Consider the following 12,973-nt stretch of genomic DNA (forward strand, 5'->3'; position numbering starts at 1 on the left):
GGCCTGCCTCCAGGGGGGTGGGGTTATCCCCCGTTCACTGAGACAAGGGCACCCCATGGCACGGGCACCACTCGCTTGACAGGCTGTGCCGCATGAGCGTCAACACTCCGGGACCGGACAACGACCGGCCCTCGCCGGTGCGTGCTGTTTTCAGCGTAGATACGTGCAAAGAGATCGGATACGCGCTGGCGAATCTGCCCGTCACGATCATCGGTTTTGTTTACACGGTGTTCATGATCAGCACCGCGGGCGGGATGTCCGTGACGGTGGTCGGACTGCCACTGCTCGCGGGCGGTCTCTACCTGTCCCGCCTGACAGGACGATTCGAACGCGCGCGGGCCCGCATGCTGCTCGGCGTACGGGTGGACGAGCCTTCGCCGCTGCCCGGACCGGGGCGCTCGGGCGGGTTCTTCGTCTGGCTGTGGGCGGCGATCAAGGATCCGGTGGCCTGGCGGACCGTGCTCTTCCACCTGATCCGGCTGCCCTGGGGCGTGCTGACCTTCACGGTGGCGCTGACCGGCCTGTTCGTGCTGTGGCCGGTGCTGCCCTGGGTGATGCGGGGCATGGCCAACGCGGACCGGGCGATGGTCAAGGGCCTGCTCTCGCCCTCCGACGAGCTGGAGCGGCGCATCGCGGAGCTGGAGTCGGACCGGGGGGTGGTGGTCGACACCGCCGCCGCCGACCTGCGCCGCATCGAACGCGACCTCCACGACGGAGCCCAGGCCCGCCTCGTCGCCCTCGCCATGGACCTCGGACTCGCCAAGGAAAAACTCACCGAAGACCCCCAGGCAGCCGCCCGCATGGTCGACGAAGCACACGGCGAAGTGAAGATCGCCCTCCAGGAACTCCGCGACCTCGCCCGCGGCATCCACCCCGCCGTCCTCACCGACCGCGGACTCGACGCCGCCCTCTCCGCCATCGCCTCCCGCTGCACCGTCCCCGTCCACGTCACCGTCGACCTCACCACCCGACCCGCAGAAGCCATCGAAGGCATCGCCTACTTCACCGTCTCCGAACTCCTCCAGAACATCAGCAAGCACGCGTCCGCGCGGCGGGCCGAGGTCGAGGTCTGGCAGTCCGGGAGCGGGGCCCGGGCCCGGCTGATGCTCCGCGTCACCGACGACGGGCGGGGCGGGGCGCAGCTCGGCGCGGGTTCCGGACTGGCGGGACTGGCCGAACGGCTGGACGCCGTGGACGGCGTGTTCGTCGTCGACTCCCCGGAGGGCTCGGGGACCACGGTGACGGCCGAGCTGCCCTGGCGGGACCGCATGGTCACCGCCGCGCCGGGCCGGGGCTGACCCCCGGCGGCCGGCCTTGTGCGGAGGGGTGGGGTTAACCCCCCTCCCGAGACGCCGACCCGCCGCATGGCCCGTCACAGGGCCCCGCGGCGAGGCTGGGAAACGTACGGACGACGGACAGAACGGGGCCGGAAGATGAGCAGCGGGACGACGACGGGGGCGGACGGGGTGCCCGTTCCGGTGGGGATGCGGATCCTGCGGGCGCCGCTGGAGGGGAAGACCTGGCGCGGCTTCGGGTACCTGATGCTCGGGCTGCCGCTGAGCGTCGTCTGGTTCTCGCTGGCGATCACGGGAATCAGCCTCGGGGCCGGCCTGCTCGTCACCTTCCTCGGCGTCCCGGTGCTCGCCGGGCTGCTGGCCATGTGCCGGGGCATCGGCCGCTTCGAGCGGACCCGGGCCCGGGCACTGCTGGACCTGGAGGTCGCCGACCCCGAGCCGGTGCGGGCCGCCAAGCCGGGGGTCTTCCCCTGGATCGGGGCGATGCTCCGCAGCGGCAGCGCGTGGCGGCACGTGGTGTACGCGGTCTTCCACTTCCCGTGGTCGGTGTTCGCCTTCAACGTGGCGCTGGTCTTCTGGTCCGTCGGCTGGGCGCTGGTGACGTACCCGCTCTGGTTCTGGGTGTTCCCCGTCTTCACCGACCAGCCGGGCCTCCAGCTCTTCCAGAACGGCGACTACACCTACCAGGTGGACGGCCCGTTCCGGATCGCCGGAACCTTCCTTCTCGGCCTGGCCTTCACCCTGGTGACGCCCTGGCTGGTACGGGCGCTGACCGCGGTCGACGCCCTGCTGGTCAAGGGCCTGCTGGGCCCGTCCCGTCTGACCGGCCGGGTCATCGAGCTGGAGTCGGACCGGGGGGTGGTGGTCGACACCGCCGCCGCCGACCTGCGCCGCATCGAACGCGACCTCCACGACGGAGCCCAGGCCCGCCTCGTCGCCCTCGCCATGGACCTCGGACTCGCCAAGGAAAAACTCACCGAAGACCCCCAGGCAGCCGCCCGCATGGTCGACGAAGCACACGGCGAAGTGAAGATCGCCCTCCAGGAACTCCGCGACCTCGCCCGCGGCATCCACCCCGCCGTCCTCACCGACCGCGGACTCGACGCCGCCCTCTCCGCCATCGCCTCCCGCTGCACCGTCCCCGTCCACGTCACCGTCGACCTCCCCACCCGACCCGCAGAAGCCATCGAAGGCATCGCCTACTTCACCGTCTCCGAACTCCTCCAGAACATCAGCAAGCACTCCGGGGCGCGTACCGCCTCGGTGGAGGTGTGGAGGTCCGCCGACCGGCTGCTGGTCCAGGTGACGGACGACGGCCGCGGCGGTGCGGCGGCCTCGGCCGGCGGGGGGCTGGCCGGGCTCGGGGAGCGGCTGGACGCGGTGGACGGCGTACTGATCGTCCGTTCCCCGGCCGGCGGCGGGACCACCGTGACCGCCGAGCTGCCCTGGCGGGACCGCACCGCCACCGCCGCCCGCCGCTGACACATCACGGCCGCCGCCCGCACCACGCCCTCGGCCACCGCGCCACCGGCCGTCGCACCGCCACCGCCACCGCCACCCCTCGCATCCCCGTAAGAGCACTTCGCCACGATCTCCATTCGTCTCGTTGTCAGGCTGACCCGGTTCGGGCCACGAGGCTGGGATGCTTGGCTCACCATGAAGCCGCAACGCGGCGACTACGAGTGGACACGGGGAGAGCACAGAACGTGGAAGACAGGGTGCGGGTGGTCATCGCCGAGGATTCAGTGCTGCTCCGTGAGGGCCTGACCCGGCTGCTGACCGACCGGGGGCATGACGTCGTGGCCGGCGTCGGGGACGCGGAAGCCCTGCTGAAGACGGTCGCGGAGCTCGCGGCCGAGAACGCTGTGCCGGATGTGGTGGTGGCGGACGTACGGATGCCCCCGACCCATACCGACGAGGGCGTGCGGGCGGCCGTGCGGCTGCGCCGGGACCATCCCGGCATAGGCGTGCTGGTGCTGTCGCAGTACGTGGAGGAGCAGTACGCCACGGAGCTGCTGGCCGGTTCCAGTACCGGAGTGGGGTATCTGCTGAAGGACCGCGTGGCCGAGGTCCGCGAGTTCACCGAGGCCGTCGTACGGGTCGCGCGGGGCGGCACCGCCCTGGACCCGGAGGTGGTGGCCCAGCTGCTGGGGCGCAGCCGCAAGCAGGACGTGCTGGCGGGGCTGACGCCCCGGGAGCGCGAGGTGCTGGGGCTGATGGCCGAGGGGCGCACGAATTCGGCCGTCGCGAAACAGCTCGTGGTCAGCGACGGAGCGGTGGAGAAGCACGTCAGCAACATCTTCATGAAACTCGGCCTGTCGCCGAGTGACGGGGATCACCGCCGGGTTCTGGCGGTCCTCACCTATCTGAATTCCTGATCGACTGACACCCTGTCAGATATAGGCGTAATTGAACCGGCCGTCTCAAAAAGCCGTCCAGAATATGAGCACCCCGAGGAAGGACACCCTTAGCGACGTAGGGTTGGCCTTGGGGATGCCATGCCTCGAAGGAGGTCCAGTTCAGTGACCAGCCAGGTCAGTAGCACAGCCGAGCAGACCGACGGGGCCGATGAGGCCGATGAGGCTGTTGTCGGCGGGCAGCGCACGCCCGAGGGCTCCGATGCCAAGGAAATCCGCCGCCTCGACCGGGTGATCATCCGTTTCGCGGGTGACTCGGGTGACGGCATGCAGCTCACGGGCGACCGCTTCACCTCGGAGACGGCGTCCTTCGGGAACGACCTGTCGACGCTGCCGAACTTCCCCGCCGAGATCCGGGCACCCGCCGGCACGCTTCCGGGCGTGTCGTCGTTCCAGCTGCATTTCGCCGATCACGACATCCTCACGCCGGGTGACGCCCCGAACGTGCTGGTGGCGATGAATCCGGCGGCACTCAAGGCGAACATCGCAGATGTCCCGCGGGGCGCGGAGATCATCGTCAATACCGATGAGTTCACCAAGCGGCCGATGGCGAAGGTGGGGTATGAGACCTCGCCGCTGGAGGACGGGTCGCTGGATGCCTACAACGTGCATCCGGTGCCGCTGACCACGCTGACGGTGGAGGCGCTGAAGGAATTCGGCCTTTCCCGGAAGGAGGCCGAGCGCAGCAAGAACATGTTCGCGCTGGGGCTCCTGTCGTGGATGTACCACCGTCCGACGGAGGGGACGGAGAAGTTCCTCCGGCAGAAGTTCGCGAAGAAGCCGGAGATCGCGGCGGCGAACGTGGCGGCTTTCCGTGCGGGCTGGAACTTCGGCGAGACCACGGAGGATTTCGCGGTCTCCTATGAGGTGGCGCCGGCGACGCGGGCGTTCGATCCGGGCACCTACCGGAACATCTCGGGGAACCTGGCCCTGTCCTATGGTCTGGTGGCGGCCTCGCAGCAGTCCGATCTGCCGCTCTACCTGGGCTCTTATCCGATCACCCCGGCCTCGGACATCCTCCACGAGCTGAGCAAGCACAAGAATTTCGGGGTGCGGACCTTCCAGGCCGAGGACGAGATCGCCGGAATCGGAGCGGCGCTGGGCGCCGCGTTCGGCGGGTCGCTGGCGGTGACCACCACCTCCGGCCCCGGTGTGGCCCTGAAGTCCGAGACCATCGGCCTGGCCGTCTCCCTGGAGCTGCCGCTGCTGATCGTGGACATCCAGCGCGGCGGCCCCTCGACGGGTCTGCCGACCAAGACCGAGCAGGCCGATCTGCTGCAGGCCATGTACGGCCGCAACGGCGAGGCCCCCGTCCCGGTCGTGGCCCCCAAGACCCCGGCGGACTGCTTCGACGCGGCCCTGGACGCGGCGCGGATCGCGCTGACCTACCGGACCCCGGTGTTCCTGCTCTCCGACGGCTACCTGGCCAACGGCTCCGAGCCCTGGCGGATCCCGGACCCCGACGAGCTCCCCGACCTGCGGGTGCAGTTCGCCACCGGCCCCAACCACACCCTGGCCGACGGCACCGAGGTGTTCTGGCCCTACAAGCGGGACGCCCGGACCCTGGCCCGCCCGTGGGCCGTGCCCGGCACGCCGGGCCTGGAACACCGCATCGGCGGCATCGAGAAGCAGGACGGCACGGGCAACATCTCCTACGACCCGGCCAACCACGACTTCATGGTCCGCACCCGCCAGGCCAAGATCGACGGCATCGAGGTCCCCGACCTCGTCGTGGACGACCCGGACGGGGCCCGCACGCTCGTCCTGGGCTGGGGTTCCACGTACGGCCCGATCACCGCGGCGGTCCGCCGGCTGCGCATCGCCGGCGCCCCCATCGCACAGGCCCACCTGCGCCACCTCAACCCCTTCCCGCGGAATCTGGGGGAGGTCCTGAAGCGTTACGACAAGGTAGTGGTGCCGGAGATGAATCTCGGGCAGCTCGCCACGCTGATCCGGGCGAAGTACCTGGTCGACGCCCAGTCGTACAACCAGGTCAACGGAATGCCCTTCAAGGCGGAGCAGCTCGCGACGGTTCTCAAGGAGGCCATCAATGACTGAGACGGCGGCGGCACCTGCCGGTCACTCCCTGCTCTCCCTGGTCCCCAAGGCCGAGGGCAAGCAGTCCATGAAGGACTTCAAGTCGGACCAGGAGGTCCGATGGTGCCCCGGATGCGGTGACTACGCCGTCCTGGCCGCGGTGCAGGGCTTCATGCCCGAACTCGGCCTGGCCCGCGAGAACATCGTGTTCGTCTCCGGCATCGGCTGCTCTTCCCGCTTCCCGTACTACATGAACACCTACGGGATGCACTCCATCCACGGCCGCGCCCCGGCCATCGCCACCGGCCTGGCCTCCTCGCGCCGCGACCTGTCCGTCTGGGTCGTCACCGGCGACGGCGACGCCCTGTCCATCGGCGGAAACCACCTCATCCACGCCCTCCGGCGCAACGTCAACCTCAAGATCCTCCTCTTCAACAACCGGATCTACGGACTGACCAAGGGCCAGTACTCCCCCACCTCCGAGGTCGGCAAGATCACCAAGTCGACCCCGATGGGCTCCCTGGACGCGCCCTTCAACCCGGTCTCCCTCGCCCTGGGCGCGGAGGCCTCCTTCGTGGCCCGCACGGTCGACTCCGACCGCAAGCACCTCACCGAGGTGCTCCGCCAGGCCGCCGACCACCCCGGCACCGCCCTGGTGGAGATCTACCAGAACTGCAACATCTTCAACGACGGCGCCTTCGAAGCCCTCAAGGACGCCGAGCAGGCCCAGGAAGCCGTCATCCGCCTGGAGCACGGCAAGCCCATCCGGTTCGGCGCGGACGGCCACAAGGGCGTCGTCCGCAACCCCGCCACCGGCGACCTCGAAGTCGTCGCGGTGACCCCCGAGAACGAGGCCCGGATCCTGGTCCACGACGCCCACGCCGCGTCCCCGACCACCGCCTTCGCGCTCTCCCGGCTGGCCGACCCCGACACGCTGCACCAGACCCCCATCGGCGTCTTCCGCAGCACCGAGCGGCCCGTCTACGACACGCAGATGGCCGACCAGCTCGACACCGCCATCGAGCAGAACGGCAAGGGCGACCTCGGCCGCCTCCTCGCCGGCAACGACACCTGGACCGTCATCGGCTGACCCGGCCGATCACGCCCCACGGGCCCGGAGCTCTGCTGAGCTCCGGGCCCGTCCCTTTGTCCGGCACCCGTTTGCCCGGCACGTCCGTCCGCCACGCTCATCCACCGCGCTTGTCCAACATGTGGGATGTCATGACTGTCACTGCCTACGGACATGACATATAACGCCCCCGGCGTTACCGTCGAGAGGTTGGCTTGAAGTAACGGTGGAGGGCCCGTGAAGGCACAGAACGAACAGCGCACGGGTCTGCTCTACGGTTTCGCCGCCTACGGCATGTGGGGACTGGTCCCCCTCTTCTGGCCGCTGCTCAAGCCCGCCGAGGCCCTGGAGATCCTCGCCCACCGGATGGTGTGGTCACTGGTCGTGGTGGTCGTCCTGCTGTGCGCGATGCGCCGCTGGGGCTGGATACGGGAGCTGCTGCGGCAGCCGCGGAAGCTCGCCCTGACCACGCTCGCCGCCACGGTGATCACGGTGAACTGGGGCGTCTACATCTGGGCGGTCAACGCCGGCCACGTGGTGGAGGCCAGTCTCGGCTACTTCATCAACCCGCTGGTCAGCATAGGCATCGGAGTGCTGCTGCTCGGCGAGCGGCTGCGGCCCGCGCAGTGGGCGGCGGTCGGCATCGCCATCACCGCCGTGGTCGTGCTCGCCATCGGCTACGGACGCCTGCCGTGGATCTCGCTGGTCCTGGCCTTCTCCTTCGGCACCTACGGACTGATCAAGAAGAAGATCAACCTCGGCGGGGTGGAATCACTGGCCGCCGAGACCGCCGTCCAGTTCCTGCCCGCCCTGGGCTACCTGCTGTGGCTGTCGACCCGGGACGAACTGGCCTTCGGCCACGAGGGCGCCGGGCACGCCACCCTGCTGGCCGCCACCGGCCTGGTCACCGCGCTCCCGCTGGTCTGCTTCGGCGCCGCCGCCATCCGGGTCCCGCTGTCCACCCTGGGGCTGCTCCAGTACCTGGCGCCGCTGTTCCAGTTCGCGCTCGGGGTGCTCTACTTCCACGAGGCCATGCCGCCCGAGCGGTGGGCGGGCTTCGCCCTGGTGTGGGCCGCCCTGGCCCTGCTCACCTGGGACGCACTGCGCACCGCCCGGCGCACCCGGGCCCGGTCGGCCGTGGCCTCCGGAACGCCCGCCGGGAGCACCCGGACCCCGGCCCGCGAACCGGCGTGACCCCACCACCCGCGGACCGGCGCAACCCCACCGCGGAACCGGCGTGACCCCACGGCGGAACCGCCGTAACCGCTCCGCCCGCGAAGGGGCGTAACCGCTCACCGTCCGCCACCCTGCCGCCCGTACGCAACACGCGTACGGGCGGCCGTCCGATTGGCGAACCCTTCTGACCGGATTCCGCTCTTGACGTATTGTCATGTCCTCGCTGAACATCGGGCTCGCACAGACGCACCATCCCCGCACGTTCCGTTCCCATCCCCGTTCGGAATTCCGGAGCCCCCACATGAGTCTGTCCGTTCCGCCGCGCCCTGCCGTCCTCGCCATCGCCGCCGCCCTGGCGGTCGGCGGGCTGGTCTCGGCCACCGCGCCCGCCGCCCTCGCCGCACCGACTGCGGCCACGGCCGCCGCACCGACCCCGCCGGACATCCCGCTGGCCAACGTCAAGGCACATCTGACGCAGCTCCAGACCATCGCCACCAACAACGGCGGCAACCGCGCCCACGGCCGGGCCGGCTACAAGGCATCGATCGACTACGTCAAGGCCAAGCTGGACGCGGCCGGCTACACCACCACCCTGCAGACCTTCACCAGCAGCGGCGCGACGGGCTACAACCTGATCGCGGACTGGCCCGGCGGTGACCCCAACTCGGTCCTGATGGCCGGCTCGCACCTGGACAGCGTCACCTCCGGCCCCGGCATCAACGACAACGGGTCCGGGTCCGCCGCCGTCCTGGAGACCGCCCTGGCCGTCTCCCGCGCCGGGCTGCAGCCCACCAAGCACCTGCGGTTCGGCTGGTGGGGCGCGGAGGAACTGGGCCTGATCGGGTCGAAGTACTACGTCAACAACCTGCCGGCGGCGGAGCGATCAAAGATCTCCGGCTACCTGAACTTCGACATGATCGGCTCGCCGAACCCGGGCTACTTCGTCTACGACGACGACCCGACGATCGAGCAGACCTTCAAGACGTACTTCTCGGGCCTCGGCATCCCGACCGAGATCGAGACGGAGGGCGACGGCCGCTCCGACCACGCCCCGTTCAAGAACGTGGGCATTCCGGTCGGCGGCCTGTTCACCGGTGCCGACTACACCAAGACCAGCGCCCAGGCGCAGAAGTGGGGCGGCACGGCCGGCCAGGCCTTCGACCGCTGCTACCACTCCTCCTGCGACACCACGGCGAACATCAACGACACCGCCCTGGACCGCAACAGCGACGCCATCGCCTACGCGATCTGGAACCTGGGCGCCTCGACCCCGGTCCCGCCCGGCCCGTCCTTCGAGAACACCGCGGACGTGAACATCCCCGACTACCCGGGTGCCGCGGTGAACTCGCCGATCACCGTCTCGGGGGTCACGGGCAACGCCCCGGCCACCACCAAGGTGGACGTGAACATCGTCCACACCTACCGCGGTGACCTGGTGGTCGACCTGGTCGCCCCGGACGGCACCGTCTACAACCTGCACAACCGGGCCGGAGGCAGCGCCGACAACCTCGTCCAGTCGTACACCGTCAACGCCTCCAGCGAGGTCGCCAACGGGACCTGGAACCTCCGGGTGAAGGACGCGGCCGGACAGGACGTCGGCTACATCAACAGCTGGAAGATCACCTTCTGATCCCGCTGCCGCCCTCTTCGGAGCCGTCGCCGTGCAGGACCGGCGGCGGCTCCTGGATCTGGGCGCGCAGCTCCTCGGCGACCGCGGCGATGTCCGCCCGGCCCTTCTTGGCGGCCTCCACCAGATCCCCGAGCATCTCGGGCGAGGGCAGTTGCCTGGCTCCGGCCACCCGCAGGTACGAGCGGGTGGCCGCGGCCGCGTAGAACTCGTTCATCGGGGATTCGAGGGCGGGGCACACCGCGAGGGTGTGCAGGAAGGCCGCGGCCCGCCAGGCGGTGTCGGGGGCGGGCTGCTCGGGGACGAGCACCAGGTCGTTCTGGTGCCGGGCCACGGCGGCGGCGACCCCGGAGGGGTCCCATACGGCGGGATCGGAGGGGAGATGGTGGGCCAGTGCGGTCCAGGCCCACTCCATGGTGATCTTCAATTGCCGAACCGCTCCTGGAAGTAGCCCCAGTGGTCGGCGAACTCCTCGATGCCGGACAGGAACTTCTTCCGGTCCTCGTCCAGTTCGCGCTCGGTTACCTCGGTGATCATCGCGGTGACCGTCGTACCCAGTGCCGCCGCCCGCGCCTTGAGGCGGTCGTGGAACTCCTCGTCCAGGCGGATGGTGACGTGTCTCGACATGCCGTTCACCGTACAGCGGGTGCGCTGTACGCAGAACGGGAACGGCGAAAGGGTGGCCCGGGACACAGGTCCCGGGCCACCCCGGTGCACAGGTGGTGCGCAGGTGCTCAGGTGGTGCGCAGGTGGTGCGCAGGTGCGCAGGTGGTGCGCGGTTGCGGTTACTTGTCGGCGTTGGCCGTCTTCACCAGCTGGTCCGCGGTGACCGCGCCGACGTAGACCTTGCCGTTGTCCGTGATCAGGGCGTTGACCAGGCGGGTCGAGAAGACCCGGCCCTCACCGAACCTGCCGGAGACCTTGTCGCCGAGGGAGTTCATGAACTGCTTGGCCTCCTTCGGCGCGTTCTTGTCGTTCTCCAGGTCCTTGAGGCCCTGGCCGGCACCGGTGTCGATGCGCGCCACCGTGGCCCAGCCCTCGCCCAGTTCCTTCACATCGCCCTGGCCGCCGGGGCCGCCGGTCAGTCCCCCGAAACCCGGCAGGGACTCCAGGGCCTTGAACTCCTTGCCCGCGTCCTTGCCGTGCTCCCCCTCGCCCTCCGTCACCTTGGCACCCTTGGGCGTCTTGAACTCGAAGGCGGAGGCGGCCGGCTTGGCGAACTCCACCTGGGTGAAGCCCGCGTCGACGACCGGCTTGCCGCCCTTGCTCGACAGCAGCCGGACGCGCAGCGGCACGCCGTTCTTCGCGTCGACCGCGATCTGCACCGAACCCACCGTGGAACCGGACTGCTTGGGCTTGAGCACCAGCTGGTACGCGTCCCGCCCGGCCACCTGCGCGGTGTCGCCGACGGTCACCTCGGTGGTGGGGCCGGCTGCCTTCAGGGCCTCCTCGGCCAGCTGCTTGGGCGTGGCGGGCAGCCGCTCGGCGGTCTTCCGGCCCTTGCCGTCGTGCCCGGCCGCCCCGGCCTCCTCCGTCTTCTCGTGGAAGACCTCGTTGGACTTGCTGTCGTACCCCCACACGTCCTTGCCGTTGTGGACGAGGGTGTACTCGTCCTTCCCGTCCAGGAAGGTGAGCTTCTGTCGGTCGGGGCCGTCCGCCGCCACCTTGAAGGTGTGCGTGCCGGCGGCCAGCTGCGCCAGCTTGTCCTCCGGGTTCGCGGAGCCGCCGGTGACCCCGGCACCGCCGAGCAGGCCGCCGGCCAGCTTCGGCAGGCCCAGGTCCGTGGTGATCTTCGCGGTGCCGGACAGCTGCTCCACGTCCGAGGCGGCGATCTTCTCCATCAGCTCCTGCGCCGTGATCTTCGGCAGGTCGGGGCCGCCGGCGTTGGCGAAGGCCGGGACGAGCGCGACCGTCGCGCCGACGACTCCGAGCACCACGGCCGGTACCGCGTACCGAGCGGCCTTGCGGGAAGTCTTCACGTTCGCTGCCATGTCAGTGCCAGCCCCTCTGTCCTGATCCGGTGCGGTTGATGGATCCATCTGACCAAACCGGACACGTGGTCCGCGTCAACCCCCGGAGCCAACTCCGCGTACGACCGCGGTATGACACGAAAGGGTCCTCCCTCCCCCATCCCGTAGGGGGCGGAAGGACCCTTTCGGGGCCTCGGATGCGGTCCGGACGCGGTCCGGTACTACCCCGCGCGGTGGACCACCGCGTCGCACAGCTCCTCCAGCGCCGACTTCGCGAAGCACTCGGGCAGCGGGGCCAGCGTGGCGCGGGCCTCCTCCGCGTAGCGCACGGTGTCGCGGCGGGCCTGCTCCAGCGCGGGGTGCACCCGCAGCCGGGCCAGGACCTCGGCGTGCCGGGCGTCGTCGGTGAGGTCGCCGTCGAGGAGCCGGACCAGGTCCAGGTCCTCCTCGCGGCCGTCCCGCTCGGCCATCTCGCGCAGCCGCAGCACCGGGAGCGTCGGGATGCCCTCGCGCAGGTCGGTGCCGGGGGTCTTGCCCGACTCGTGGCTGTCGGAGGCGATGTCCAGGACGTCGTCGGCCAGCTGGAAGGCGGTGCCCAGGCGCTCGCCGTACTGGGTGAGGATGTCGACGACCGCCTCGTCGGCGCCGGCCATCAGCGCGCCGAAACGGCAGGAGACGGCGACCAGCGAACCGGTCTTGCCGGCCATGACCTCCAGGTAGTGCGCGACCGGGTCCCGGCCGTCCCGCGGACCGGCGGTCTCCAGGATCTGCCCGGTCACGAGCCGCTCGAAGGCCTCCGCCTGGATGCGGACGGCCTCCGGGCCGAGGTCGGCCAGTATGTGCGAGGCACGGGCGAACAGGAAGTCACCCGTCAGGACGGCCACCGAGTTGCCCCAGCGCGCGTTGGCGCTGGACACCCCGCGGCGCACGTCCGCCTCGTCCATCACGTCGTCGTGGTAGAGCGTCGCCAGGTGGGTGAGCTCCACGACCACGGCGGAGGGCACGATCCCGGGCGCGTACGGGTCACCGAAGCGGGCGGCCAGCATCACCAGCAGCGGGCGGAAGCGCTTGCCCCCGGCCTTCACCAGGTGCTGTGCGGCCTCGGTGATGAAGGGGACCTCGCTCTTGGTGGCTTCCAGCAGACCCGCCTCCACGGCGGCCAGTCCGGCCTGGACATCGGTCTCAAGAGCCTGGTCCCGCACGCTCAGTCCGAACGGCCCGACGACGGTCACGAGGGGTACTCCTGTCTGCTGACGATCACGGTGACGATCACCTGGATTGTCGATGTGTCGCTGCCTTCACTCAAGCCAGCGTATCCCGTCCATTTTCGATCACCGTGAGCGCCCGCCGGTCCGGGCCCGTCCGCCTTCCGGACACCACCC

General features: G+C 70.0%; 11 protein-coding genes. 7 read left to right on the forward strand and 4 right to left on the reverse strand.

Translation table 11 applies throughout. The features are described 5' to 3' along the window. The first annotated feature begins 92 nt into the window (after positions 1–92). The 7 genes from AB0O36_RS07720 (at position 93) to AB0O36_RS07750 (ending at position 9,624) form a co-directional block, all read left to right on the forward strand. Entirely contained in the window at positions 93–1,298 is a 1,206-nt protein-coding gene (locus AB0O36_RS07720) for a sensor domain-containing protein (RefSeq protein WP_365105586.1), read from the forward strand. A gap of 135 nt (positions 1,299–1,433) precedes the next feature. Next, on the forward strand, positions 1,434–2,777 hold the full coding sequence (locus tag AB0O36_RS07725; protein WP_365105589.1) for a sensor domain-containing protein: 1,344 nt from the start codon (positions 1,434–1,436) through the stop codon (positions 2,775–2,777). Between the two features lie 236 nt (positions 2,778–3,013). After that, entirely contained in the window at positions 3,014–3,673 is a 660-nt protein-coding gene (locus tag AB0O36_RS07730) for a response regulator transcription factor (RefSeq protein ID WP_365106148.1), read from the forward strand. A gap of 144 nt (positions 3,674–3,817) precedes the next feature. Beyond that, positions 3,818–5,770, forward strand: coding sequence for a 2-oxoacid:acceptor oxidoreductase subunit alpha (locus AB0O36_RS07735; protein ID WP_365105592.1), 1,953 nt, complete (start codon positions 3,818–3,820; stop codon positions 5,768–5,770). Beyond that, positions 5,763–6,839 carry a 2-oxoacid:ferredoxin oxidoreductase subunit beta gene (locus AB0O36_RS07740; RefSeq protein WP_365105594.1) on the forward strand — a complete coding sequence of 359 codons (1,077 nt, stop codon included), beginning with the start codon at positions 5,763–5,765 and terminating at the stop codon, positions 6,837–6,839. Before AB0O36_RS07735 ends, AB0O36_RS07740 begins: the two co-directional genes overlap by 8 nt. Positions 6,840–7,055: 216 nt before the next feature. Beyond that, positions 7,056–8,012, forward strand: a complete 957-nt coding sequence (gene rarD, locus AB0O36_RS07745) for an EamA family transporter RarD (RefSeq protein ID WP_365105597.1) — start codon at positions 7,056–7,058, stop codon at positions 8,010–8,012. A 283-nt stretch (positions 8,013–8,295) separates the two neighbouring features. Then, a complete protein-coding gene (locus AB0O36_RS07750) occupies positions 8,296–9,624 on the forward strand; it encodes a M28 family metallopeptidase (protein WP_365105600.1) in 1,329 nt (442 codons plus the stop codon). Here AB0O36_RS07750 and AB0O36_RS07755 read toward each other — a convergent pair. The 4 genes from AB0O36_RS07755 to AB0O36_RS07770 all read right to left on the reverse strand — a co-directional run bounded on the left by AB0O36_RS07755 (position 9,614) and on the right by AB0O36_RS07770 (position 12,823). Beyond that, entirely contained in the window at positions 9,614–10,048 is a 435-nt protein-coding gene (locus AB0O36_RS07755; protein WP_365105603.1) for a hypothetical protein, read from the reverse strand. The two genes, AB0O36_RS07750 and AB0O36_RS07755, sit on opposite strands and share 11 nt — an antisense overlap. After that, positions 10,045–10,248, reverse strand: coding sequence for a hypothetical protein (locus AB0O36_RS07760; RefSeq protein ID WP_365105606.1), 204 nt, complete (start codon positions 10,246–10,248; stop codon positions 10,045–10,047). The genes AB0O36_RS07755 and AB0O36_RS07760 overlap by 4 nt, the downstream gene beginning before the upstream one ends. A 158-nt stretch (positions 10,249–10,406) precedes the next feature. Then, positions 10,407–11,612, reverse strand: coding sequence for a DUF2092 domain-containing protein (locus AB0O36_RS07765; RefSeq protein WP_365105609.1), 1,206 nt, complete (start codon positions 11,610–11,612; stop codon positions 10,407–10,409). 200 nt (positions 11,613–11,812) lie between these two features. Then, positions 11,813–12,823, reverse strand: coding sequence for a polyprenyl synthetase family protein (locus tag AB0O36_RS07770; RefSeq protein ID WP_365105612.1), 1,011 nt, complete (start codon positions 12,821–12,823; stop codon positions 11,813–11,815). Positions 12,824–12,973 lie beyond the last annotated feature (150 nt).

Origin of the sequence: Streptomyces sp. NPDC089799 (assembly GCF_040684755.1) — a bacterium.
Classification (GTDB): Bacteria; Actinomycetota; Actinomycetes; order Streptomycetales; family Streptomycetaceae; genus Streptomyces.

Excerpts from the sequence above, each read along its gene's own strand:
- AB0O36_RS07750 (WP_365105600.1), top strand. The coding sequence starts at position 8,296 with ATGAGTCTGTCCGTTCCGCCGCGCCCTGCCGTCCTCGCCATCGCCGCC.
- AB0O36_RS07720 (WP_365105586.1), top strand. The coding sequence starts at position 93 with ATGAGCGTCAACACTCCGGGACCGGACAACGACCGGCCCTCGCCGGTG.
- AB0O36_RS07725 (WP_365105589.1), top strand. The coding sequence starts at position 1,434 with ATGAGCAGCGGGACGACGACGGGGGCGGACGGGGTGCCCGTTCCGGTG.
- AB0O36_RS07760 (WP_365105606.1), bottom strand. The coding sequence starts at position 10,248 with ATGTCGAGACACGTCACCATCCGCCTGGACGAGGAGTTCCACGACCGC.
- AB0O36_RS07740 (WP_365105594.1), top strand. The coding sequence starts at position 5,763 with ATGACTGAGACGGCGGCGGCACCTGCCGGTCACTCCCTGCTCTCCCTG.
- AB0O36_RS07765 (WP_365105609.1), bottom strand. The coding sequence starts at position 11,612 with ATGGCAGCGAACGTGAAGACTTCCCGCAAGGCCGCTCGGTACGCGGTA.